Source organism: Mesorhizobium sp. C399B, from assembly GCF_030323185.1.
Taxonomy (GTDB): domain Bacteria; phylum Pseudomonadota; class Alphaproteobacteria; order Rhizobiales; family Rhizobiaceae; genus Mesorhizobium.
In genome coordinates this window covers 230,416-253,097 of record NZ_CP100472.1, presented here as the reverse complement: position 1 = coordinate 253,097, position 22,682 = coordinate 230,416, and the positions used below count along the sequence as shown (strand labels likewise).

General features: G+C 62.7%; 21 protein-coding genes and 1 pseudogene. 13 read left to right on the top strand and 9 right to left on the bottom strand.

What is annotated here, in order from left to right:
• Nucleotides 1-58: 58 nt before the first annotated feature.
• Entirely contained in the window at nt 59-397 is a 339-nt protein-coding gene (locus NLY36_RS01295; protein WP_006205430.1) for a P-II family nitrogen regulator, read from the bottom strand.
• Between the two features lie 7 nt (nt 398-404).
• Here NLY36_RS01295 and NLY36_RS01290 point away from each other — a divergent pair, with 7 nt between their 5' ends.
• From NLY36_RS01290 to NLY36_RS01280, 3 genes are read left to right on the top strand one after another with little or no spacing between them, the layout of a single operon-like run.
• Entirely contained in the window at nt 405-1,538 is a 1,134-nt protein-coding gene (locus NLY36_RS01290; RefSeq protein ID WP_198020865.1) for a hypothetical protein, read from the top strand.
• Between the two features lie 19 nt (nt 1,539-1,557).
• On the top strand, nt 1,558-3,099 hold the full coding sequence (locus NLY36_RS01285) for a bifunctional ADP-dependent NAD(P)H-hydrate dehydratase/NAD(P)H-hydrate epimerase (RefSeq protein WP_031249352.1): 1,542 nt from the start codon (nt 1,558-1,560) through the stop codon (nt 3,097-3,099).
• Complete coding sequence (locus NLY36_RS01280; RefSeq protein ID WP_023736680.1) at nt 3,096-5,096, top strand: hypothetical protein; 2,001 nt, start codon at nt 3,096-3,098, stop codon at nt 5,094-5,096. Before NLY36_RS01285 ends, NLY36_RS01280 begins: the two co-directional genes overlap by 4 nt.
• Nucleotides 5,097-5,121: 25 nt before the next feature.
• On the opposite strand, the gene NLY36_RS01275 is transcribed toward NLY36_RS01280, so the two are convergent.
• Nucleotides 5,122-6,045, bottom strand: coding sequence for a M48 family metallopeptidase (locus NLY36_RS01275; RefSeq protein ID WP_198020864.1), 924 nt, complete (start codon nt 6,043-6,045; stop codon nt 5,122-5,124).
• Nucleotides 6,046-6,198: 153 nt separating this feature from the next.
• Nucleotides 6,199-7,731, bottom strand: coding sequence for an acyl-CoA carboxylase subunit beta (locus tag NLY36_RS01270; protein ID WP_023734050.1), 1,533 nt, complete (start codon nt 7,729-7,731; stop codon nt 6,199-6,201).
• A 409-nt stretch (nt 7,732-8,140) separates the two neighbouring features.
• Here NLY36_RS01270 and NLY36_RS01265 point away from each other — a divergent pair, with 409 nt between their 5' ends.
• The gene (locus NLY36_RS01265) at nt 8,141-9,577 is read left to right on the top strand and encodes a DEAD/DEAH box helicase (protein WP_031249351.1); all 1,437 of its coding nucleotides are present in this window, start codon (nt 8,141-8,143) and stop codon (nt 9,575-9,577) included.
• A gap of 93 nt (nt 9,578-9,670) precedes the next feature.
• Here NLY36_RS01265 and NLY36_RS01260 read toward each other — a convergent pair whose 3' ends face one another.
• Nucleotides 9,671-10,651 carry an alpha/beta hydrolase gene (locus NLY36_RS01260; protein ID WP_023736676.1) on the bottom strand — a complete coding sequence of 327 codons (981 nt, stop codon included), beginning with the start codon at nt 10,649-10,651 and terminating at the stop codon, nt 9,671-9,673.
• A gap of 69 nt (nt 10,652-10,720) precedes the next feature.
• Complete coding sequence (locus tag NLY36_RS01255; RefSeq protein WP_023736675.1) at nt 10,721-11,542, bottom strand: SDR family oxidoreductase; 822 nt, start codon at nt 11,540-11,542, stop codon at nt 10,721-10,723.
• 214 nt (nt 11,543-11,756) lie between these two features.
• On the opposite strand from NLY36_RS01255, the gene NLY36_RS01250 reads away from it, so the two are divergent.
• The 5 genes from NLY36_RS01250 to NLY36_RS01225 all read left to right on the top strand — a co-directional run bounded on the left by NLY36_RS01250 (nt 11,757) and on the right by NLY36_RS01225 (nt 15,776).
• Nucleotides 11,757-12,791, top strand: a complete 1,035-nt coding sequence (locus tag NLY36_RS01250) for a cysteine synthase A (RefSeq protein ID WP_023682581.1) — start codon at nt 11,757-11,759, stop codon at nt 12,789-12,791.
• Nucleotides 12,791-13,534, top strand: a complete 744-nt coding sequence (locus NLY36_RS01245; RefSeq protein WP_023736674.1) for an alanyl-tRNA editing protein — start codon at nt 12,791-12,793, stop codon at nt 13,532-13,534. The genes NLY36_RS01250 and NLY36_RS01245 overlap by 1 nt, the downstream gene beginning before the upstream one ends.
• A 95-nt stretch (nt 13,535-13,629) precedes the next feature.
• On the top strand, nt 13,630-14,481 hold the full coding sequence (gene sseA / locus NLY36_RS01240; protein WP_023736673.1) for a 3-mercaptopyruvate sulfurtransferase: 852 nt from the start codon (nt 13,630-13,632) through the stop codon (nt 14,479-14,481).
• 5 nt (nt 14,482-14,486) lie between these two features.
• Nucleotides 14,487-15,050, top strand: a complete 564-nt coding sequence (locus tag NLY36_RS01235) for a GNAT family N-acetyltransferase (protein WP_023682574.1) — start codon at nt 14,487-14,489, stop codon at nt 15,048-15,050.
• A 258-nt stretch (nt 15,051-15,308) separates the two neighbouring features.
• A complete protein-coding gene (locus NLY36_RS01225; protein ID WP_023736671.1) occupies nt 15,309-15,776 on the top strand; it encodes a DUF1203 domain-containing protein in 468 nt (155 codons plus the stop codon).
• Nucleotides 15,777-16,166: 390 nt separating this feature from the next.
• Here the strand turns inward: NLY36_RS01225 and NLY36_RS01220 are convergent, their stop codons facing one another.
• Nucleotides 16,167-17,447: an outer membrane protein gene (locus tag NLY36_RS01220; RefSeq protein WP_031249350.1), complete on the bottom strand. Its 1,281-nt coding sequence runs from the start codon at nt 17,445-17,447 to the stop codon at nt 16,167-16,169.
• Between the two features lie 229 nt (nt 17,448-17,676).
• Complete coding sequence (gene ald, locus NLY36_RS01215) at nt 17,677-18,792, bottom strand: alanine dehydrogenase (protein ID WP_023832208.1); 1,116 nt, start codon at nt 18,790-18,792, stop codon at nt 17,677-17,679.
• 155 nt (nt 18,793-18,947) lie between these two features.
• On the opposite strand from ald, the gene NLY36_RS01210 reads away from it, so the two are divergent.
• Complete coding sequence (locus NLY36_RS01210) at nt 18,948-19,421, top strand: Lrp/AsnC family transcriptional regulator (RefSeq protein ID WP_023668897.1); 474 nt, start codon at nt 18,948-18,950, stop codon at nt 19,419-19,421.
• A 35-nt stretch (nt 19,422-19,456) separates the two neighbouring features.
• Here the strand turns inward: NLY36_RS01210 and NLY36_RS01205 are convergent, their stop codons facing one another.
• The gene (locus NLY36_RS01205; RefSeq protein ID WP_156933256.1) at nt 19,457-19,831 is read right to left on the bottom strand and encodes a hypothetical protein; all 375 of its coding nucleotides are present in this window, start codon (nt 19,829-19,831) and stop codon (nt 19,457-19,459) included.
• Nucleotides 19,832-20,005: 174 nt separating this feature from the next.
• Here NLY36_RS01205 and NLY36_RS01200 point away from each other — a divergent pair.
• Nucleotides 20,006-20,188 (top strand): annotated as a pseudogene (locus tag NLY36_RS01200) (Lrp/AsnC ligand binding domain-containing protein); the annotation flags it as partial.
• A 60-nt stretch (nt 20,189-20,248) separates the two neighbouring features.
• Entirely contained in the window at nt 20,249-20,512 is a 264-nt protein-coding gene (locus NLY36_RS01195; RefSeq protein ID WP_155923997.1) for a hypothetical protein, read from the top strand.
• Nucleotides 20,513-20,567: 55 nt separating this feature from the next.
• Here the strand turns inward: NLY36_RS01195 and NLY36_RS01190 are convergent, their stop codons facing one another.
• On the bottom strand, nt 20,568-21,233 hold the full coding sequence (locus tag NLY36_RS01190) for a 5-formyltetrahydrofolate cyclo-ligase (protein WP_023736668.1): 666 nt from the start codon (nt 21,231-21,233) through the stop codon (nt 20,568-20,570).
• A 181-nt stretch (nt 21,234-21,414) separates the two neighbouring features.
• Here NLY36_RS01190 and NLY36_RS01185 point away from each other — a divergent pair, with 181 nt between their 5' ends.
• On the top strand, nt 21,415-22,680 hold the full coding sequence (locus NLY36_RS01185) for an NAD(P)/FAD-dependent oxidoreductase (RefSeq protein WP_023682568.1): 1,266 nt from the start codon (nt 21,415-21,417) through the stop codon (nt 22,678-22,680).
• Nucleotides 22,681-22,682 lie beyond the last annotated feature (2 nt).

Here is a 22,682-nt window from a genome sequence, read left to right as displayed (position 1 = left end):
TCGTTTCTTCCCTGTGTGGATGACGTTTCGAGGAGACGTTAATCTGAAATCAGAAAGCTCAGACGGCGTCCATCCCCGTTTCGCCGGTGCGGATGCGAACGACCTCCTCGATGTTGGAGACGAAGATCTTGCCGTCGCCGATGCGGCCGGTCTGCGCCGCCTTGCGGATGGCTTCGATGGCGCCTTCGACGGCGTCGTCGCCCAGCACCACTTCGATCTTCACCTTGGGCAGGAAGTCGACGACATATTCGGCGCCGCGATAGAGTTCGGTATGGCCTTTCTGGCGGCCAAAGCCCTTGGCCTCGGTCACGGTTATGCCTTGCAGACCGGCCTCCTGAAGCGCTTCCTTCACTTCGTCTAGCTTGAACGGCTTGATGATCGCTTCGATCTTTTTCATGTAAAAAGTGGCCTCCACTGCCAAAAAAACGGGTTGTGCGCCCCGCTTGCGCCTCCATCAAGCACGAACTGTGCCAATTTCAGCCCACGCGAAGCGGTTTCGCGCAATTCCAATGCCGCGCCGCGCCGGGATGCACATTCGCGTCATCCTCTGCTTCGGCTGCGGCAAAGCTGCCCGAAGCCTACACATTGCCGCTTCGGGCGTCTGCACGATAATTAGGCAGATTGCGCATTTTGCAGGCCCGCGCGGATCCGTGCAGTCGGGCGGCCTGGCAGATTTGACCCATCATTCCCGGTGTGGGCATATCCGCGTCAACGACGCAGTGAAAGGTGGACGAATGAAGGGTGTATTTGGGCGCGGGCAGTCTTCACGTGGCTCTGCCGGCTCCGGTGGCGGTTCGACTGGTGGCGGACCACCGCGGGCCGTGGATTTTCCATGGCGCGACAAACCTGACAGCGCCGCCTGCAACTTTGCATTCGGACATTTGCGCGATAATCTTCCGCAGCTTGTGGCGGTGAATGGACGCATCCATGCCGAGACCATCGTTTCGGTTGCGGGAGCGATTGCCGGCTTTGCCGCGCAGTGCGCTCTGCTCAGCGGCCGCACACCCGAGCTAGACATCGTGACGACCAAGGACGGGTCGCGTTTCCTGTTCGGCGAGCCGCTGAACGAGATGCTCTTTGCCCGCGACAACAAGAAGGCTCCGGAGCGGCTCTGGAACCTCGCTGCCGGAACGGCGATCAACAACGGCCTGCCGCCGAATGGTATGCCTTCGCTGGAGGCCATGTTCGCCCATGTCTCGCAGACGCTGGGCGGCCCACTGGAGGGGCTGCCGTCGGTCGGCAAAAATCATCATCCGCATTTCCCGGTCAGGAAATTGCTTGGATTTGCATGGCCAATGGCGGTGACGTGTCTGACCGGCCGTCTGCCGAATGCGACAATTGTCTATGGCGAGGCCGATGTGACCAATTGGCCGGCCATCACCGCCAATGTGGCGGCATTGATTCTCGGTCAGGCCAAGGATTTGCTCCACCCGAAGCTCGGTCTCACCATCGTCATGGAATCGGCGATCTATGCCTCAAAGGTCGATCCGGGCCTCGTGTCCGGCCGAGCTCCCGACGCTGCCACGCAAGGCGGATGAACCGAAGGACGTACCAGCGATGGGTTTGCCAGCCGGCGCCAAATTGGAACTGCTGTCGCCGACCGAGATGGCGGATGCCGACCGGTTGGCAATCGCGGCCGGTCCACTGGACGGCTATGGCCTGATGAAGCGCGCCGGCGAAGCGGTCGCGGCGGTGGTGTTGGCGCGCTATCCTTCAGCCACTAGGGTGCATGTGCTGTGCGGCCCCGGCAATAATGGCGGCGACGGCTTTGTCGTGGCGCGGCTGTTGGCGGAGACGGGTGTCGATGTCGCGCTGTGGGCGTCAGGCGAACCGAGGGCAGGCAGCGATGCCGCGATCGCCGCGGCCCAATGCCTGCTGGAGCGCAAGCCGCTAGCGGCTTTTGCCGCCGAGCCAGGCTCGTTGATTGTCGATGCTCTCTATGGCGCGGGCCTATCCAAGGACCTTTCGGGCGATGCCGCACGCGCGGTCGACAGTGCTGCCCGCCTGTCTGTTGTCGCCGTCGATTTGCCTTCGGGCGTCTCGGGTGACAGCGGCGACATTCTCGGCACGGCATTCCGTGCCGACATCACCGTCACCTTCGCGCGCAAGAAACCGGGGCATCTGCTGTTGCCCGGCCGGGACCGATGCGGCGAGATCGTCGTCGCCAATATCGGCATTGGCGACGATATCATCGCCCAGGTCGCGCCGCACGCATTCGAAAACAAGCCGACGTTCTGGCTCGACGCGTTGCCGGTGCCGGCGGTCGATGCACACAAATACAAACGCGGCCATGTCGGCGTCTTCTCCGGCGGATCGTCGGCGACGGGGGCGGCGCGGTTGGCCGCACTTGCCGCTGCAAGAAGCGGGGCAGGGGCAGTGACCGTGCTGTCTCCTGCCGATGCCATGCAGGTGAACGCCACGCATCTGACCGCGATCATGCTGCGCAAGGCCGACGCTATCGAGGACGTGCAAGACTTTCTCGGCGATCGCCGATCGTCGAGCTTTGTCCTCGGCCCGGGCTTTGGTGTTGGTGACAAGGCGCGCCATTTCGCCCTCGCCGTGCTCGACAGAACACGGCAAGAGGGTGGTGTTGAAGGGTTGGTGCTCGATGCCGACGGCATCACGTCTTTCCTCAACGCGGTCTCAACGCTGTTCGAGGCGGCCGGCAGGCCGGGTGCGCCAGCATTGGTCATGACGCCGCATGAGGGCGAGTTCGGCCGACTGTTTCCCGACATCGCCGACGACAAAAGTCTGTCCAAGCTCGCCAAGGCTCGCGCGGCTGCGGCGCGCGCCAACGCCACTGTCATCTACAAGGGCGCCGACACCGTCATCGCGGCTTCCGACGGCCGCGCCGCGATCAACGCCAATGGCGCGCCATGGCTGGCCACCGCCGGGTCAGGGGACGTGCTTGCCGGCATAATTGCCGCGCTGCTGGCGCAAGGCATGTTGCCCTTCGAAGCAGCTTGCGCCGCTGTCTGGATCCATGCCGAGGCCGGCAGCCGCTTCGGTCCGGGGCTGATCGCGGAGGATCTGCCGCTGGCCCTGGTGCCGGTGCTGCGTGAACTGGTCGATGCACGGCAGAAGGTGGCGATCAGATGAAGCATTTCGCGTTCGTCGTTGCGGCCATCATCGCGCTGTTCGCGTCACATGGCGTGCGTGCTCAAGAGCCCGTGACCATCGTCGACGATCCGGCGGTGCTCGCCGCCCTCGATGCCAAGGGTTTTGGCTTCGCCCGCATTTTCGCCGTCGACGGCCCGGACGATCTGAAGACGCTCTACAGTGAGGCGCCGGCCTATCGTGCCGTTGTCGACATGGTGGCGGCCGATATTGCCACGCTGCGGGCCGAGATAAAGGCCGGCGGGCGCACGCTCTACGAGGTGACCGACGGCAATGTCGGCCGCATCATGGATATGCGCTGGCTGAAGACCGAGGCCGCGCGCTTCCGCCTGGTCGGCGTCGTCAACCGGCTCGACCGGCGTGACTTCAATGTTTTGGCTGGCGACAAAAGCTGTGGCGAGGTGCGCTTCATCTATCGCCTGGCCTACAGTTTCCGCAAGAACGGCAAACTTCTCGCTTCGCGGCTGCCATTCAATTTCAACGCCGTCTACAGCGCGGCGCCGGACGCCGATGGCGGCTGCGTCGGCGTTGCCGGGCGCTGGACACCGCAGATCGACGAAAACGTCGATGCCGGCTGGCTGGCCGGCGGGCCGCTGGCACCGGAGGAACTGAACTTCAAACAGCTTGAGCTCAATGCGCAGGTGGTGCGTTTTCCCTCGGGACAGGAGACCGAGTTTGGCGGGCAGGCGGCCTATCTGATGCGGATCTTCGGCATCGATGGCGCTGCCATCAGCGAGAAGCCGCTGGAAAATACGCCTGACGTTGCGCGACTCTCGGATGATGCCGCACTCAAGAAAAGGCTCGCCGACCACGTCATCGCCAATGTCGCGGCGGTCGATCTCGGCGTCTACGAAATCCCCGACGAATTCCTGGCGAAGGAAATCATTTCGTGGTCGACCTTCGGCAGCGCGAGACAGGCCAACCATCCGTTCACGCCGCTGTTCCAGCCAGCGGATTTCGCCGGCCTGGACTATGCGGCGCTAAAACTGGTGCGGACACCGGAGGCGCTGGTCGAGCGGCTGGACAATGGCGCCTGCCAGGGCTGCCACCAGGCGGGCTCGACGGCCGGCTTTCACTTCATCGGCCTCGACGACAAAACGACGTCGCCTCTCAACCGGATCGAGGTCGGCATCTCGCCGCATCTCCATGCCGAGATTGCGCGACGTGAGGCCTGGCTGCGCGCGACCGAAGAAGGCAAGGAGCCGAACCGCTACCGGCCGCTGTCCTTTGCGCCGCCGGCGACATGGACCGATGCCGGCGATGTCGACTACGCCCCGGCCGAGATGGCGATGCCGTGCCTGATGCCGGATGATGCAAAACGCTTCGGCGCGACCTGGCAATGCGGTGGCGGCACCGTCTGCACGCCGCTGGCGACGGCCTCAGGCGTGCGCACCACGCTGGCGCAATGTCTGTTGCCCAAGGACAGTCCAAAGATGTTTTCGGGCCATCCCTGCCTGACCGGGTCGATCGCCAGCAACCCGTCTCAGCCGTTCAACGACCGCTACAAGATCACCGGCCAGTTCGCTGCTTTTGCGCCGACCTTTTCGCGGACCGCCTACACCTGCCGGCCACCGAAAATCGGCGTACCGGCAGGCATCGCTTATCGCGGCTGCGACGACAAGGACCGCAGCTTCGCCGCCTTCAAGACGGGCAAGCCGATGCCATCGGAAATTTGCGGCATGGTCGGCGGCAAGAAATTCGACACCTGCGTCGCCACCAACAATTTCGACCAGTGCCTCGGCGGCGCGGTCAACCGCGGCAACCGTCCCGCATGTTCGGCCGATCATTTCTGCCGCGAGGATTATATGTGCCAGTCGCTGCCGCCGGACACGCCGGGCGCCGCCAAGGTGAAAGGCATCGGCTACTGCTCGCCGACCTATTTCATCTTCCAGATGCGCATCGACAATCACGCAACGCCTTGGGCGAGCGCGACCAGCGCCCCCAGGGATGCGGGGTTCGGGGCGGCGGAAGAGGAGTGAGCCTGGGAGTTGGGCGACCACCAGTTCAGCGCTGCAGATAGTCTTCCATCCGCGCAGTCCATTTGGTGTCGAATTCCGAAATATGGCGCTGTGCTACGCTCGAGTTCAGCAGCGTCGAGAGCGCGGTCACGGCGATCGGGTCTAGGTCGGGCGGCTCCGTGTAGCCAAGCGCCGCCAGCCGTTGAGCCCATGATGGATGGGTGGACTTTGCGTCATCCGGGCTTGCCCACGCCTTGCGGGCGCAAACATTGAGGCAAATGGGTTCTCGCAGCTGGCCGGCAGCTTCCAGCATGCGCTCGAGCGGCGGTCGCGGCGGACGCAAAGCACCTCGCAATTCATGCTGCAAAGGGTCATAGACCGTCTCCGCGAAATGCACGTCTGCCGTGGCAAGAAGCAACAGCGCGCGTGCGGCGTGCTCGGCGTCGCCGGAGGATGCCGCGTATCGATCTGCCTTGATCTCCGCTTCGCGCGAAAGCCGGATTTCTTCCCGCTCGAACGATTGCGACAGCCAGCCGATAGCGGCGTGGAGCAGGCTGCCTGTGATCGTGGTTCCGGGCGGGGCATACTCGAAGACAAATCCGAAACCGTTTTCGAACTCAGCGAGATTGAGGCTGCCATTGGTATCCTTGTTGCGCACATGCGCGTCCTCATGGGCAAGGATCGCGGCAAGCGCTCTTTCATCGGTCACTGCGAGGAGAGGGATGCCAATGGTTAGAAACAGCCGATTGCCGAGAAGGCCGAGAAGCGTGCGCTCTTCGCGCACGCTGGCGTTCAGGTTGCCCTCTAGTATGACAACCGTGCGCGCAGCACGGCGCGGTCCGGCGACGCTCCGCCACAGCGCCCACAGGCCGGGCGCTTCTGCTTCACTGACGCCTTTGATCTTGCTGCGTCGGAAGCCCGCAAACAATGTGCCGAACAGAAATGCCAAGGCCGTGGTGGCGATCGGCATGGCGACGAAGCCGCTGGCGATAAACCAGATTGGATGGTTGTCGAGCAGGGACATCCAGACGCAGAAGATGACGAGGGCGGGAACAACGAAAAACAGGACCGTGAACCAGCCAAACCGCCGACCGGCGCTGATGATCAGTCGCGACATTGGATGTTACAACGGGATGTTGTCGTGCTTCTTCCAAGGGTTCTGCATGTCCTTGTTGCGCAGCATGCGCAGCGCCCGCGCGATGCGGCGGCGGGTCGAATGCGGCATGATCACCTCGTCGACATAGCCGCGTTCGGCGGCGACGAAGGGCGACAGGAAGCGGTCTTCGTAAGCCTTTGTGTGGGCTGCGATCTTTTCGGCGTCGCCGATATCCTTACGGTAGATGATCTCGACCGCGCCTCTCGCCCCCATCACCGCGATCTGCGCCGTCGGCCAGGCATAGTTCATGTCGCCACGCAGGTGCTTTGAGGCCATCACGTCATAGGCGCCGCCATAGGCTTTGCGGGTGATGACGGTGATTTTCGGCACGGTCGCCTCGGCGTAGGCAAACAGGAGTTTCGCGCCATGCTTGATCAGGCCGCCATATTCCTGCGCGGTGCCGGGCAGGAAGCCGGGGACGTCGACGAAGGTGACGATGGGAATGGAAAAACAGTCGCAGAAGCGCACGAAGCGCGCCGCCTTGCGGCTTGCGTCGGAATCGAGCACGCCGGCCAGCACCATCGGCTGGTTGGCGACGAAGCCGACGGTGCGGCCCTCGACGCGGCCGAAACCGGTGACGATGTTCTTGGCAAAGTTCTGCTGGATCTCGAAGAAATCGCCTTCATCGGCAACTTTGAGGATCAGCTCCTTGATGTCGTAAGGCTTGTTGGCGTTGTCTGGGATCAGCCGGTCGAGCGACAGATCATGGTCGGTGACCGACTGGTAGCACTCGATCTCAGGAAGCTCCGACGTATTTGACGCGGGCAAAAGGTCTACCAGCCGGCGCATCTGCAACAGCGCCTCGACGTCATTGTCGTAGGCGCCGTCGGCAATCGACGATTTGGTCGTGTGGACGGACGCGCCGCCAAGGCTCTCGGCCGTCACCGTCTCGTTGGTGACCGTCTTCACCACATCCGGCCCGGTGACGAACATGTAAGAGGTGTCGCGCACCATGAAGATGAAGTCGGTCATCGCAGGCGAATAGACGTCGCCGCCGGCGCACGGGCCCATGATCACGGAAATCTGAGGAATGACGCCGGATGCGAGCACGTTGCGCTGAAAAATCTCGGCATAGCCGCCTAGCGCTGCCACGCCTTCCTGGATGCGGGCGCCGCCGGCGTCGTAGATGCCGATGATCGGCGCGCGGTTGCGTAGCGCCATCTCCTGCACCTTGATGACCTTTTCGGCGTGAGCCTCCGACAGCGAGCCGCCGAAGACGGTAAAATCCTTGGCGAAGAGATAGACCGGACGGCCATTGACGGTGCCCCAGCCGGTGACGACACCATCGCCGGCGATCTTGGTCTTCTCCATGCCGAAGTCGGTCGAGCGATGCTCGACATACATGTCGAACTCCTCGAACGAGCCTTCGTCGAGAAAGACCTCGATGCGTTCGCGCGCGGTGAGCTTGCCCTTCTTGTGCTGGGCGTCGATGCGGGCCTGGCCGCCGCCCATGCGGGCGATCTCGCGGCGGCGCTCAAGTTCCTTCAGCACGTCCTTCATCGCTCGGTCCCCAGAAATGGCAGCTGCCTTTGTGGTAATGATGGCTGCAGGCGTGCGCAAGCGCCGCTTTCGCAGTTGATTTTGCTGCGCTGCAACATGTCGCCCCTTGCATTCCGGGGCGAACTCAGCCATATGCAGCCCATAGGCGCTTGGGCCGGGAGATTCCGGCCTTCTCGACAAATGAGACTGGTTGCGTCTGTTTTCCCTCTTTCCGGTATATCGGCCCCTCTTTCCGATACATCACGAAGTGGCGAAAGAGCCCCGTGGCATGACGCCTGCGGGCACGACAGCGCAGCCGAGTGGACGTTACCGTCCGCCCGCCTTGTCGTTCATATCAATTTTTTCGACGGCAGGTTGCGCCCTGCCGCCATCGATGTTTGCGGCCAAGACCGCGTGAAAGAAGACTATTTTGACCAACGAAAACACCTCAGCCGGTAACGCGATCTCGACCGGCAACACTGCGGACCTCACCGGTTTCGCAGCTCTTGGGATCACGGGCGCGCTGCTCAAGGCGACGCATGGCGCCGGCTTCACCGAGCCGAAGCCGATCCAGACGCAGGCGATCCCGCCGCAGATGGAAGGCCGTGATATCTTCGGCATCGCCCAGACCGGCTCCGGTAAGACCGCTGCCTTCGCGCTGCCGATCCTGTCGAAGATCATCGCGCTCGGCACCAAGCGCCGAGCCAAGACCACTCGTGCGCTGATCCTGGCGCCGACGCGCGAACTCGCCGTCCAGATCGAGAACACCATCAAGATCCTCGCCAAGGGCGCGCATGTCTCGACCGCTCTCGTGCTTGGCGGCGTCTCGCGCTTCAGCCAGGTGAAGAAGGTTGCGCCCGGCGTCGACATCCTGATCGCCACGCCCGGCCGCCTGACCGACCTGGTGCGCGAGGGCGACCTCATTCTCTCCGACACCAAATGGCTGGTGCTGGACGAGGGTGACCGCATGCTCGACATGGGCTTCATCAACGACGTCAAGCGGATCGCCAAGGCGACCGCGCCCGACCGTCAGACGGTGCTGTTCTCGGCCACCATGCCCAACGAAATCGCCGAGCTGGCGAAGGGCCTGTTGAAGAACCCGATCCGCGTCGAAGTCGCGCCGCAGAGCACCGCGGCCGCCGAGATCGTGCAGGGCGTCGTCTTTGCCCGCACCAAGCAGAAGCGCCAGGTGCTGTCGACGATGCTCGCCGACGAGGCAATGAAGTCCGTCATCATCTTCTCGCGCACCAAGCATGGCGCCGACCGGGTGACCAAGGACCTCGAGCGCGACGGCTTCAAGGCCGCCGTCATCCACGGCAACAAGTCGCAGAACGCCCGCCAGAAGGCGCTCAACGATTTCCGCGAGGGCTCGGTGCGCATTCTCGTGGCTACCGACATCGCGGCGCGCGGCATCGACGTTCCCGGCATCAGCCATGTGGTGAATTTCGACCTGCCGGATGAGGCCGAAAGCTATGTCCACCGCATCGGACGTACCGGCCGTAACGGCATGGACGGCATCGCCATCACGCTTTGCGATCCTTCCGAAAACAGCAAGCTGCGTCAGGTCGAGCGCATCATCCGCAGCAAGCTGCCGATCGTTGCCGACCATCTCGGCAGCCCGGATCCGGTGCGCAATCCGGCCGAAAAGAACGAGCGCTTCGAGCCCGCCAACGATCGCAACGACCGCAATGGCCGTCGCGACGGCAGGCGGCCCGGTGGCCAGAACAACGGCTTCGCCAAGAAGCGTTTTGGTGACAAGCCGGCCTTTGCGGGTGCAAGCGAGCGCAAGGCGGAAGGCGCCAAGGCCTTCAAGGGCAACAACAAGCGCCGCTTCGGCGGCAAGCGGCCCGCGGCGCGGGCTGCCTGATCAGACGAACCGGTCAGGCTCGTCGAGCCTGGCTTGATTGCTGACGATTGAATATGAGGACGGCCGGGGCAATGCTTCGGCCGTCCTTTTCGTTTAGGGCTGCCCGGTAATTGCCTTCACCCACACGACGATCCGCTGCGCCAGGAATGCCGTGGTCGAGGGCGACAGCGCGTCGCCGGCAATGACGTGGTCGTCGGGATCGCCATTGTCGTCAACGGGCACCAGTTCATGCGGTGCGCCCCAGCGGCCGGCGATTTCGCGGGTGCGATCCTGGCGCACCACCTTGTCGGAATCCGAGAAGATGAACAGCGCCGGTATGGTTGCCTTCTCCACAGGCGCTGCGTAGGCAAGGTTGGTCAGCGCCGCCATCGGTAGCACGGCCGCCATTGGATATGTGTGCGTCCAGAGTTTCTCGTGCAGCGCGTTGCGGGTCGGAAAGCTGCGCTCCTTGCCGCCGACGAACTCGGCGATCTGCCTGCCCCAGGGCATGGTCAGCAGCTCGGCGCCTGAAGCCCTGATGCCGAAATTCGGCGAGATGAATGCGATTGCAGCGACGCCGTCCGATGCGCCAGGCTCGGTCGCCGCCCATGCCGCCAGCGATCCACCGGTCGAGGTGCCGATGACGATCACCTTGTCGCCGATACCTCGGCCGATGGCGAGCGCCTCCTCATAGTCGTTGATCCAGGCATTGACGCTGCCTTGCGCCATAGCAGCGCCGTCCTGCCCATGACCGGTGAGGCGGGTGTAGAAAAGGTTGGCGTCGAGTTGGTCGGCGACCTCGTCGGCCAGCGGGCGAACCTCGCCCTTCGATGCCGAAAAGCCATGGATATAGACGATCGCCAATGGCGTCCTGGCGTGAATCATCGGATCGGCCCAGATGATTTCTTTCTCGAGCCCGTCGCGGATATTGGGGACGGCAGCCTCTTCGCGCGCGACATACGCTTGCGGGTCGTCGCCGATCACTTTGTCATCGAAATGGATCGTGGTGTCGACGGGAACGCGCGGACCAAGCAGGAAGGCCAGGACAAGGATGATGACGACGCCCAGCACCGCAAGCACGATCCGCCGCCCCATCTCAGACTCCACGACAATTCTAAAGCTATGGCGGCCGGTGCAGTCAGGCAACAGCCGGGCTGTGGACAGCTATTCGTTCGGCGGCTTGCGGTCAAAATTCAGCGGCCGCCCTGTCCAGCGGGTCGCCGTGCTGATGAACCACCGGCAGACTGGCCTTGGCAGCAGTGCCAGCAACTTCAGCCCCCAGCTCAGCCGGTGAGGGAAGGTAACCTCAAAGCCGCCATGCTCGATGCCGCGCAGCATGCGGCGCGAGGCGCGGTTGACCGGCATCAGCCCCGGCATCGGCAGCATGTTCTTTTCCGTCAGCGGGGTGTCGATGAAGCCCGGATTCATCACCTGGATCCGGACATTCATCTTGTCGAAATCGTATTTCAGCGACTCGGCCAAGATGTTGATCGCCGCCTTCGAGCCGCCATAGGCCGCGGTGGTCGGCCAGCCGAAATAGGCTGTGACCGACCCGACAAGCACGATATGGCCGCGCGCACGGATGCGCATGCGCTCCATGAGCGGGACGAGGCCATTGATGATACCGAAATAGTTGACCTCGAAGGTCTGGCGAAAGTCGCGGACCCTGAGGTCTTCGCCGGGCGTGGCGATGTAGTTGCCGGCGTTGAAGACGGCGAGCACGATCGGCCCGAGCTCCTTTTCAATCGCCGCCACCGTGCTTGCCATGCGCGGCTCATCGATGACGTCGCAAGGGTAGGCCACGACACGTCCCGGCATCTGCGCCGTCTCGACGATGAGCGCGTCGAGTGGGTCGCCGTCGAGTGCGGTGACCGCGACGACAAAGCCCTTTGCCGCGAGGTCCTTTGCCAGCGCACGGCCGATGCCGCTGCTGCCGCCGGTTATCCAGGCGACGCCGTGCTTCGGGTTGGCCCGGTAAAGTGTCATTCTGCGCCCTGCCGATCTGTCATTAGTGCTCTAGCCGTGAAAAAATCGAATGAAAAGAGCGCTTTTCCGTACTGGTTGAAATGATCGTCATCGCGCGATGTCCGGCCGCGGGAGATTGCAGTGCCCGAAATGCGACTGGACCAGGCGAATTCTTGCCTTGAAACGCACGCTTCGGGTTTCTAGGGTCTCGCCGCAGCTACATAAGGAATCCCGGATGCCCCGTTCTGTGATCGAAGCGATCGGCAACACGCCCCTGATCCGCCTCAACAAGGCCTCGGAGCAGACCGGCTGCGAGATCCTGGGCAAGGCCGAGTTCATGAACCCCGGCCAGTCGGTCAAGGATCGCGCCGGCCTGTTCATCATCCGCGACGCCGAACAGCGCGGGCTGTTGAAGCCGGGCGGCGTCATCGTCGAGGGCACGGCAGGCAATACCGGCATCGGCCTGACGCTGGTCGCCAAGGCGCTGGGCTATCGCACAGTGATCGTCATTCCCGACACCCAGAGCCAGGAAAAGAAGGACACGATCAAGCTGCTTGGCGCCGAGTTGATCGAAGTGCCGGCGGTGCCTTACAAGAACCCCAACAATTACGTGAAACTGTCGGGGCGGTTGGCCGAGCAGATGGCGAGGTCGGAGCCGAACGGCGCGATCTGGGCCAACCAGTTCGACAACGTTGCCAATCGCGACGGCCATATCCGCACCACGGCGGAAGAAATCTGGACGCAGACCGGCGGCAAGGTCGACGGTTTCGTCTCGGCGGTGGGTTCGGGCGGAACGCTGGCCGGCGTCGCCTTCGGGCTGAAGGCCAGGAGCAGCAACGTCAAGATCGCACTCGCCGATCCGCTGGGTGCGGCGCTCTATTCCTTCTACACCAGTGGCGAATTGAAGTCCGACGGCAGCTCGATCACCGAAGGGATAGGGCAGGGGCGCATCACGGCAAATCTCGATGGGTTCACGCCGGACTTCTCGTTCCAGGTGCCGGACGAGGAAGCGCTGCCGATCGTCTTCGACCTGATCCAGGAAGAAGGCCTGTGCGTCGGCGGTTCGACCGGCATCAACATTGCCGGCGCGATACGGCTGGCGCGCGAGCTTGGCCCCGGCCACACCATCGTGACCATCCTTGCCGACTATGGCACGCGCTACCAGTCGAAGCTGTTCAACCCGGAATTCCTGCGGGATAAGAACCTGCCGGTGCCGGGCTGGATGGATGAGCGCAGCACAATTTCGGTGCCGTATGAGAAGGTCGCCTGATGGCGCACAGAACAGAAGCGCTGTTTCGCGACGACGCCTATCTCAGAGCGGCTGACGCCACTGTTGTCGCCATCAACGAGCGCGGCGGCATCATTCTCGACCGGACCATCTTCTATGCCACATCGGGCGGCCAGCCTGGCGATACCGGAACATTAGAGCGCGCCGACGGCAGCCGCATCGCCATTGCCGCCACCATCACCGGCGAGACCAAGGACGAGATTATCCATGTGCCGGCGCCGGAGCAGCCGGCACCCGAGGTCGGCGAGCAGGTGAAACTCGCCATCGACTGGGAGCGGCGGCATCTCCTGATGCGCATGCACGCAGCTTGCCATTTGCTCACCGTCGTCTGTCCGTTTCCGATTACCGGTGCCGCGGTTTCCGAAGATGACAGCCGCGTCGACTTCGACGCTCCCGATGCCGGCTTCACCAGGGAAGACGTCACCGCCGGGCTGATGGAGCTGGTGCGAGCCGATCATCCGATCTTCATCAGGCTGATCACCGACGAGGAACTGGCAGCCAATCCTGGCCTGGTGAAATCCAAGAATGTCCGGCCGCCCGCCGGCACCGGCAAGATCCGCCTGGTCTGCATCGGCGACAACGCTTCGATCGACAGCCAGCCCTGCGGCGGCACCCATGTCAAAAGCACCGGCGAAGTCGGTGAAATCCATATCGGCAAGATCGAGAAGAAGGGCCGCGAAAACCGGCGTTTTCGCATTCGCTTCGGACCAATGCCGGTGGCTTGAACGAACCATGATCCCGAAAAGTGGAAGCCGGTTTTCGGGGAAGATCATGGTCAACAGGAAGCAATGCTTCGCCAAGGCGGAGCAGGAGAAGAACAATGGCCGATGACAGCTCTTTCATCGTCGATGCGGACTGGTTGCAGAGCCGTCTTGGCGAGCCCGGCCTGACGATCGTCGATGCATCCTGGTATCTGCCGGCGCAGAAGCGCGATGCGCGCGCCGAGTATGAGGCTGCGCATATTCCGGGCGCGCGATTCTTCGATCATGATGCGGCCTCCGATCCTGATGCCAAGCTGCCGCACACGCTGCCCTCGCCACAGCATTTGGCGCAATATGTAGGCGCCATGGGAATTTCGGCCGACGACACCATTGTCGTCTATGACGGTCCGGGTTTCTTCTCGGCGCCGCGCGCCTGGTGGATGTTCCGCGTCATGGGCGTGTTCCAGGTCTATGTGCTCGACGGCGGCTTCGACCGCTGGAAGGCGGCGGGCCGGCCGGTGACGGCGGAGCCGACCAAGATCGCGCCGAATGTGTTTCATGCCGATTTCGATGCCGCTCGCGTCGCCAGCCTTGCCGACATGCGCCGCATCGTCGAGACTGGCGAGAGCCAGATTGCGGACGCCCGAGGCGCGGGCCGCTTCACCGGCGCCGAGCCAGAGCCCCGCGCGGGTGTTCGCTCCGGCCACATGCCCGGCGCGCACAATTTGCCTTATTCGGCGCTGTCGCTGGATGGCGCGCTGTTGTCGAAGGACCAGTTGCGCAAGGCCGTTGAGGATGCCGGTATCGATCTGTCGAAACCGGTCGTCACCTCTTGCGGTTCCGGCATCACGGCGGCTGTCGTCACTCTGGCGCTGGAGACGCTCAGTCACACCGACAACCGGCTCTACGACGGCTCATGGACGGAATGGGGCGGGCTGGCAGACACGCCCGTGGTGACGGGCAAGGCATGATGGCGATGGAAAATGGCGCGCTGGACGACATCGAGGTTACGGTCACGTTTCTGGAAATGCATGTGCCGCCGGCCTATTCGCCGCCGTTGCCCTACAACAGGCAGATCGCGCTGCTCAGGACCAAGGACATTCCGCTGCATTTCTACCGCTATCTGATGGATCGGGTCGGACGCAAATGGCACTGGGTCAATGTGCTGAGGCTGGACGATGACGAGCTTGCCGCCGGCATCCACCGCGAGGACCGCGACATCAGGGTGCTTTATCTCGACGGCGCGCCGGCCGGGTTCTTCGACCTCAAGCCGCATTTGCCAGAGGAAGTCGAACTCGCTTATTTCGGCATGATGGAACATGCGACCGGGCAAGGCATTGGCCGTTGGTTCCTCGGTGCGGCGATCGCCGCAGCATGGTCGTATGGGCCGAAACGGGTGACGGTGCAGACCTGCACGCTCGACCATCCGGCTGCCTTGCCGCTCTACCAGAAGCTCGGTTTTGCGCCGGTGGCGCAAAAGAAGGAGACCGTGCATCCGCTGTCGTTCGCCGAGCGCTCGGCCAGCGTCATGCGGCCGTGACTTTCTCCGACTGAAGGCCGAACCGACCGTTCATGGCGAGGAATTCCTGCTCGTGCGGACCCAGGACGAGAACTGGCGCAGGCGCCGGGTGATGCTGCGCCGCTTCGACGATTTCATCCGCTGAGCCGGCGCGGGACCTGCCCAATGCCGAAGCAGTCCGGCCTGAGACTGGCCGGGCTGCTGACAGTTGACAGGAATCGGGTGGGAAGCACCTCGGCGGGGGCATAATTTCCGGTCAACCACACCGGAGATTTAGCCATGACCGTCCAGTTCAAAGCCTTGCCGACAGAAGATGTGAGAGCGCTGCAGCGCGGCGGGCCGGACGCCTACGGGCAAACGCCGGAGCGGAAGGTTTCAGATGGCGACGGGGTGCCGTGCCGGCATTGCCTGAGAAACGTCGCCGAAGGCGATGGCTATCTGATCATGGCCTATCGGCCGTTTCCGGCGTTGCAGCCTTACGCCGAGACAGGACCGATCTTCCTGCATGCGCAGGAATGCGAACGCGCAGCCGAGACAGAAGCGCTTCCAGAGATGCTTGAGAGCAGCGACTATATCGTGCGCGGCTATGGTGCGGATGACCGCATCGTCTATGGCAGCGGCGGCGTCATTCCGACTGGCGGCATTGCGGCGCGGGCAGAGACGCTGTTTGAGCGCGCTGACATCGCCTATGTCCACGTCCGCTCGGCGCGCAACAATTGTTATCAGTGCCGCATCGAGCGTTTCTGACAAAAAGATGCCCGCCGGTGGTCTGGCGGGCAGTTGGGAACCGTGTGACGGCTCGATCCGTCAAGTTGGCATCCCTGTCTGCGCATGCTTTTCGAATTGCGGATGTGAAGCACTTCACACAGCATCGCGATCCTCGCCGGCATGGCGACGCACGCCGATGGCGGTTGGGACTTGTCGTACTCCCGTCGCATTCTCTCGGTAAAAGACCAGCGTCGATGGATTGCCGACCGCGGATGAACCGGCGGGGATCTCGATGACCGAGGAAGCGGGGCTTTGGCTCCGCTTTTTTGATGTCCGCCAGCCTGTTCAATTCCGGCGCCAGGAATTTTGCGCAAAGAAAAAGCCCGCCGGAATTGACCGACGGGCCTTCGCCGTGTGTGTGTGCGGCGTTTAGTTGAATTTATACTTCGCGCCGACGCGAACGGTCTGGAAGGAAGGCTCGTCGGTGAGGAAGCCGCCCGAGCCGAAATCTTCTTTCTCATACTGCGAATAGCGGTATTCGAGACCAAGCGTCATGTTGCTGGAAACGGCCGTTTCCAGGCCGCCACCGACCGAGAAGCCGCTCGATCCCCAGTCGACGATGTCGCCAACGGGCGAGGAGGCATGCAGGTCGAAATGCTGCCAGCTGTAACCGCCGAGGACATAGGCCAGCGTCGATTCGTTGACCTTGGCGCCGATGCGGGCCAGGGCATCGAAGCCATAGTCGGCATCGCCCTTGATCGACCCACCCGGAATGTCCAGCTTCGAGCGTATGCCGGAATAGCGGGCGTCGACCAGAACGCCGGCGACCCAGCCGCCGAAATCATGGTCGTAACCGATGCTCGCCTCGCCGAACACGCCTTCGCCGCCGATGCCATCCAATTCGAGGGCGCTGGCGAGCGTCAGGTCATGCACCACGGTGCCGGCGCCAAGCGCGCCGCCGACATAGAAGCCGGTCCAGTTGTAGGTCGGAGCAGCAAACGAGGCCCCGCCGCCATTCTGGGCGCCGAAGCGGTAATTGGCCGCGATGTGGAAGGTGTGGCTGGACGGCTCGACATCCAGAGAGGTTCCCGGGCCGCCGATAATGCCGAGGTCAGCCACCGAGTCGTCGCCATAGTTGGCGTAGCGGTACTCGGTCTTAATCGTCCAGTTGCCGCGCAGCACGGTTTCCATGCCAACGCCGACGACATAGCCGCCACGGTTCTCCGTGAAATCAAGACCGTCGGCAAAGCCCGAACCCTCGAGCTTGAAATGGTTCCAGGTGTAGCCGCCGAGCACATAGCCGAGCGTATCGGGGTTCAGGAGATAGCCGGCGCGCAAGCCGACGTCGAAGCCATAAGCGTTCGTCAGGTCGATATCAGCGCCCGGAAGGCTGATCGACGGACCGATATTCCCGATGTTGGCGTCGATGAAGCCGCCGAGCAGGAAGCGTTCAGAGACCATGTAGTCGTAGCCGGCGGTGATTTCGCCAAACACGCCGTTGCCGCCGATGCCATTGAAGTCGAGAAACGGGTCGACGCTGATGCGGTGCACGGTGGCGCCGAAGCCGCCGCCGATGCCGACATAGGCGCCGCTCCAGTTGAAGCCGGCAGGTTCTTCCACCGGCTGCACAACATCGGCGGCATGCGCTACCGATATCAAAGCCATTGCCGAAACGGCGCCGAGAAGAACGGATTTAGCAGAAATGAACATTTTAGCCCCTTAGCATAGAACAAACCCGTCCGTGTTCTAACAGGATGCTCGCTAATATTGGAATGACAAAAATGCCACATCGATAGGCAAAAGCACCGCCAAGCCGGGCCGTTTCGCCGTGATGTTGCCTTAGAGCCCGCAATTTGTGAGCACGCGGCCAATAAAAAACCCGCCGGCGCAACCGGCGGGTGAGGGAGGCAGAACTGCTTGAGTCGATTAAGGCGTCTGGTCAGGCAGCCAGAACCACTTTCGGTTCGACCAGCTCATAGCCGAGTGCTTCGGCGACGGCGCGATTGGTGATCTTGCCCCTGTGGACATTGAGGCCGTTGCGCAAATGGTGGTCGTCGACCAGCGCCTTCAGGCCCTTGTCGGCCAGCTGCAGGCCATAATGCAGCGTCGCGTTGTTGAGCGCGTGCGCCGAGGTCACCGGCACGGCTCCCGGCATGTTGGCGACGCAGTAGTGGATCACGCCGTCGACCTCATAGGTCGGCTCGGCATGGGTAGTGGCGTGCGAGGTCTCGAAACAGCCGCCCTGGTCGATGGCGACGTCCACCAGCACCGAGCCCTTCTTCATGCCCGACAGCATTTCGCGAGTCACCAGCTTGGGTGCAGCAGCACCCGGGATGAGCACGGCGCCGACGACGATGTCGGCCGAGAAGCATTCTTCCTCAAGCGCCTCGACTGTGGAGTAGCGGGTGTGGACGCGGCCGGTAAAGAGGTCGTCCAGCTGGCGCAGGCGCGGGATCGAGCGGTCGATGATGGTGACGTCGGCGCCGAGGCCGACGGCCATGCGGGCGGCATGCAGGCCGACGACGCCGCCGCCGAGCACGGTGACCTTGCCGGGCAGTACGCCGGGCACGCCGCCGAGCAGCACGCCGCGGCCACCATTGGCCTTCTGCAGCGCGGTCGCGCCGGCCTGGATCGACAGGCGGCCGGCAACTTCCGACATCGGCGCCAGGAGCGGCAGGCCGCCGCGGTCGTCGGTTACGGTCTCATAGGCGATTGCGGTGACGCCGGACGCGAGCAGGCCCTTGGTCTGCTCCGGATCCGGGGCCAGGTGCAGATAGGTGTAGAGGATCTGGCCGTCGCGCAACTGCGCCCATTCGTTGGGCTGCGGCTCCTTGACCTTGACGATCATGTCCGACTTGGCGAACACGTCGGCGGCGGTCTTGGCGATGGTGGCGCCGGCGGCGCGATAGGCATTGTCATCGGCGCCGATGCCGGCGCCGGCGCCGCTTTCGACCAGCACTTCATGGCCATGCGCAACATATTCGCGGACAGAGCCCGGCGTCAGGCCGACGCGGTATTCGTGGTTCTTGATTTCCTTGGGGCAACCGACGCGCATAGTCTTCTCCTGATCCGGCCCTTCGGGCTCGTTCCCTGTATCAACCGAGTGAACCACGAATCGTTGCGCAGGTGTTTGCGAATGCGCTTGCGCGGGGTCACGCGTTTCGATAATCGTTGCGCGAAATTGCAGAATTTTCGCAGGAATCACTGTAAATGCCGCTCGACAGGATCGATATCGCCATTCTCGAGGCACTGCAGAAGGATGGCCGCATACCCAATGCGGCGCTCGCCGAAAGGGTCGGCCTGTCGCAGTCGGCCTGTTCGCGCCGGCTCGACAATCTGGAGAAATCCGGCACCATCCGCGGCTATCACGCCCGGCTTTCGAATGCCGCGCTCGGCCACCAGATGACGGCGATCGTGCACATATCGCTGTCGGGACAGTTCGAAAAGACGCTGTCGGATTTCGAGGCGGCGATCAAGCGCTGCCCCAATGTGCTGTCGTGCCACCTGATGTCGGGCGAATACGACTATATCCTGCGCATCGCCGCCAAGGATCTGGTCGACTATGAGCGCATCCACAAGGAGTGGCTGTCGGCGATGCCGCATGTGACCAAGATCAACTCATCCTTTGCCCTGCGCGAGATCGTCGATCGGACCGCCATGGGAATGAAGCCGGAACTGGCTTAACGCCACAAACATACTCGGACGTCCTTCCCGATATATCATGCGCCTTCGCGGCGAAGTTCTTCCCAGCGTTCATCACCGTGGGTGGCGCGAATGTCGGAGTTTGCATAGCCCGCCCAGACATCACCGTCCTTGTAGACATCCGCCCAGTAATCTTTAGACATTTCACCAGCGCCACTATGCGGATCAGGATAGTCGATCCCTGCAAAAACTTGCTTCGGTCCCTGGATATTGAAATCGCCGCCCTGCTCGAGTTGATAAGAGCACCTTCCGGATATGCGGGTCTGACCGCCAACAACAAGCAGGCAGCGGCCCCATTTGTAGCCGCTCGGCAAACGATGCCGTGGTTGCGCATGCAAAGGCGAAAGGGAAAACGCAATTGCGAGGGTAATTGCTATGGTTCGTCCGATCATCTCGCCACCCGTTGCGAAGCAGCCAATTCAAGAGCGGCTCGACACTGTTGGATCCGCCCGAAGCGCATGTCGAAGCGGTTCGCTGCAGCATGGTTCCCTTAAAGAGTATTTATCGACCACGTCGGATTTTTGTCACGTAACATTTGTGTTGCTACACGGCGGTCAACCGGCCTCGATGCGGCGATAAAGTGCTGCCCAAATGTGCTGTCCTGCCACCTGATGTCGGGTGAATACGACTACATCCTGCGCATCGCGGCGAAGCACCTCGTGGGCTATCAACGCATCCACAAGAAGTGGCTGTCTGTTATGCCGCACGTGATGAAGATCAGTTCGTCCTTTGCCTTGCGCGATTGTTGATCGCGCGGCGATGGAGAAGAAGCGGAGAGGCTTAGGAACTGAGTAGCGGAGTGCACGGAATTGTGCGTAAAATCAAATAAAGTGGATACTAGAAAAGCCGCTGAAGAGGTGAAGATAATCGCCGACAATGCCAATGACATGGCCCGATTGATTGAGCTTCCGTCTGCAGGTGCGCTACACGCGCGCACCGGAGATCCGCTTGTCTTGCTGAAAATTCTGTTCAGTGTGTATCGCCGCATTCGTTTGTTGGCCGAGTATAAAGATGCCGGTAAGGCGGATATTCCTCAGTTGCCTGGGAATGACACCAACGGCGATCTTTTCTAAGCGTGATATTTATGAATATGTGCGATCACACGGAGGGTCTCTGAATCTCATCACGCTAGGCTTTTAATACCTCGGTCACCAGTTGGTCCATCGGGATGTCGTGCGGCTGCGGGTAGATGGTGGGGATGCGCTGCAGTTCGTAGCCGACGCCGATGACCAATGGCTTGAACGGCATGGCAGCCAGCGTGCGGTCGAAGAAGCCACCGCCATAGCCCAGGCGGTAGTTTTGCGGGTCGATGCCGACGATCGGCGAGATGACGATGTCGGGCAGCACCGGGTCGCCTTCGGCGGGGATAGGGATGTTCCAGACGCCTTTTTCCAGCCGGTCGCCGGGTACATAAGCGCGGAAGATCAGCGGCTGGCCCTTCTCGATGACGACTGGCAGTGCCGTGCGGCCGCCGCGCTGGTTGATCGACGCCATCCACGGCCGCAGGTCCGGCTCGCCGCGAAACGGCCAATAGAGGCTGACCATGCGGCCGGCAATGTCGCCGATTGCCGCGTCGAGCCCTTCGGCGATAGCCCGCGACATCGCCACCCGCGCATCGGCGGAAACCGCCAACCGTGCCGCGATCAGACGCTCGCGCTCGGCCTTGCGCCAACGGCGCACATCGGTCCAGTCGGTCAATGGCGCGCGAAATTCCGGATCGAGTTCGTGCATGAAGCAAGGCGGAGAAGAATATTGCGCCCGCCCTTTGCGATCTTTGTCATCGTCGTTGGCCATGCTTCACTCCCGTGGTTCCAGCCCCTGCAAAGCTATACCCGTCCAGGCTTGCCGACATAGGCATTCGCGACATCCGGCGACGAGTCCTGGGCAGCCTTACGCGCGGCAGTCTAGCGCGCCGCGACATTGTTGCGGTGCACAAAAATCACTAGATAAAGAGAGACAAACAGGGGTGAATGCGATGAGTGAAACCAGCCATCATGTCGTTGTCGTCGGCGCAGGGTTCGGCGGTCTCGAACTCACCCGGGCGCTGGCCGGCGCACCCGTGCGCATCACCATGATCGACAAGCGCAACCATCACCTTTTCCAGCCGCTGCTCTACCAGGTGGCGACCACCTCGCTGGCGACCTCGGAAGTTGCCTGGCCGATCCGTCATCTGCTGCGCAAGCGCGAGGACGTGACGACCCTGCTCGGCAACGTCACCGGCGTCGACCGTCCAGGCAAACGCGTGCTGCTTGAGGACGGCAGTTCTGTTCCCTACGACACGCTGGTGCTCGCCACCGGCGCGCGTCATGCTTATTTCGGCCACGACGAATGGGAGCCTTTCGCGCCTGGGCTGAAGACGCTTGAAGACGCAACCACCATTCGCCGGCGCATCCTGCTCGCCTTCGAGCAGGCCGAGCGCGAGACCGATCCGGCCAAGCGCCAGGCACTGCTGACACTGGTCATCGTCGGCGGCGGCCCGACCGGCGTGGAGCTTGCCGGCACCATTGTCGAACTCGCGCACGAAACGCTGCGCGGCGAATTCCGCAACATCGACACGCGTGAGGCGCGTGTGGTGCTGGTCGAGGCCGGAGACAGGATCCTCGCCAATTTCGCGCCAAAGCTGTCCGACTATGCGCGCAAGGCGCTGGAGCGGCGGGGCGTCACGGTCGAGCTTGGCCGCGCCGTCACGCGCCTCGATGCCGAAGGCGTCGTCTTTGGCGATACGCATCTGCCGGCGCGAACCATCCTGTGGGCCGCCGGCGTAGCGGCTTCGCCCGCTGGAGAGTGGCTGGGAGCGCCGGTGGACCGGGCGGGCAGGGTAATGGTCGAGCCCGATCTGACCGTGCCGAACAGTCCTGAAATCTTCGTCATCGGCGACACCGCGCATGTCTTGCGGCCGGACGGCAAGCCGGTGCCAGGCGTGGCGCCTTCCGCCAAGCAGGAGGGCAAGCACGTCGCCGCGACGATCAGGGCGCGGCTGGCCGGCGATGGCGCGCCGCGCCCTTTCCGCTACAAACATGCCGGCGACCTGGCGACGATCGGCAAGTGGGCAGCCGCGATCGATTTCGGCCGGATCAAGCTCACGGGATGGCTTGCCTGGTGGCTGTGGGGCGTGGCGCATATCTACTTCCTGATCGGCTTCCGCAACCGGCTGTCGGTGTCGCTTAGCTGGCTATGGATCTATTTCACCGGCCAGCGGAGCGCGCGACTGATCACCCAGGGCGATGATAACAAGGGCTGAGG

Coding starts and splice junctions, on each gene's coding strand:
- NLY36_RS01295 (WP_006205430.1), bottom strand. CDS start 397: ATGAAAAAGATCGAAGCGATCATCAAGCCGTTCAAGCTAGACGAAGTG.
- NLY36_RS01285 (WP_031249352.1), top strand. CDS start 1,558: ATGGGTTTGCCAGCCGGCGCCAAATTGGAACTGCTGTCGCCGACCGAG.
- NLY36_RS01280 (WP_023736680.1), top strand. CDS start 3,096: ATGAAGCATTTCGCGTTCGTCGTTGCGGCCATCATCGCGCTGTTCGCG.
- NLY36_RS01275 (WP_198020864.1), bottom strand. CDS start 6,045: ATGCCGATCGCCACCACGGCCTTGGCATTTCTGTTCGGCACATTGTTT.
- NLY36_RS01270 (WP_023734050.1), bottom strand. CDS start 7,731: ATGAAGGACGTGCTGAAGGAACTTGAGCGCCGCCGCGAGATCGCCCGC.
- NLY36_RS01260 (WP_023736676.1), bottom strand. CDS start 10,651: ATGGGGCGGCGGATCGTGCTTGCGGTGCTGGGCGTCGTCATCATCCTT.
- NLY36_RS01255 (WP_023736675.1), bottom strand. CDS start 11,542: ATGACACTTTACCGGGCCAACCCGAAGCACGGCGTCGCCTGGATAACC.
- NLY36_RS01250 (WP_023682581.1), top strand. CDS start 11,757: ATGCCCCGTTCTGTGATCGAAGCGATCGGCAACACGCCCCTGATCCGC.
- NLY36_RS01245 (WP_023736674.1), top strand. CDS start 12,791: ATGGCGCACAGAACAGAAGCGCTGTTTCGCGACGACGCCTATCTCAGA.
- sseA (WP_023736673.1), top strand. CDS start 13,630: ATGGCCGATGACAGCTCTTTCATCGTCGATGCGGACTGGTTGCAGAGC.
- NLY36_RS01235 (WP_023682574.1), top strand. CDS start 14,487: ATGGAAAATGGCGCGCTGGACGACATCGAGGTTACGGTCACGTTTCTG.
- NLY36_RS01225 (WP_023736671.1), top strand. CDS start 15,309: ATGACCGTCCAGTTCAAAGCCTTGCCGACAGAAGATGTGAGAGCGCTG.
- NLY36_RS01220 (WP_031249350.1), bottom strand. CDS start 17,447: ATGTTCATTTCTGCTAAATCCGTTCTTCTCGGCGCCGTTTCGGCAATG.
- ald (WP_023832208.1), bottom strand. CDS start 18,792: ATGCGCGTCGGTTGCCCCAAGGAAATCAAGAACCACGAATACCGCGTC.
- NLY36_RS01210 (WP_023668897.1), top strand. CDS start 18,948: ATGCCGCTCGACAGGATCGATATCGCCATTCTCGAGGCACTGCAGAAG.
- NLY36_RS01205 (WP_156933256.1), bottom strand. CDS start 19,831: ATGATCGGACGAACCATAGCAATTACCCTCGCAATTGCGTTTTCCCTT.
- NLY36_RS01190 (WP_023736668.1), bottom strand. CDS start 21,233: ATGGCCAACGACGATGACAAAGATCGCAAAGGGCGGGCGCAATATTCT.
- NLY36_RS01185 (WP_023682568.1), top strand. CDS start 21,415: ATGAGTGAAACCAGCCATCATGTCGTTGTCGTCGGCGCAGGGTTCGGC.